Here is a 208-nt window from a genome sequence, read left to right as displayed (position 1 = left end):
AGTGTCTTTAATGAAGGCAAAGCAAAGGCAACGGCAGCAGCTAGCAAAAAAGACCCCATATATTGGAACCGGTATTGAGGAGCTGAAAAGCCATTAAAGACGCTACCGATCATCGGGCTATAATGGAAAGCGACAAACAACAATGCCATAAACGCAAAAAAGCGAAAAGGCTTTTGTTTATAAAGCGAGCGTGCAAACAGGCAAAAGA

General features: G+C 42.8%; 1 protein-coding gene. It reads right to left on the bottom strand.

Translation table 11 applies throughout. The annotated features are described in order from the left end of the window. The coding region (locus CHH91_RS20385) for a YfhO family protein (RefSeq protein WP_141234296.1) at window positions 1-208 on the bottom strand (208 nt) is incomplete at both ends.

Source organism: Virgibacillus sp. 7505 (genome assembly GCF_002272135.1).
Taxonomy (GTDB): domain Bacteria; phylum Bacillota; class Bacilli; order Bacillales; family Amphibacillaceae; genus Terribacillus.
Note: the sequence above shows the minus strand (reverse complement) of the source record. Positions and strands in the feature narration are given on the sequence as shown.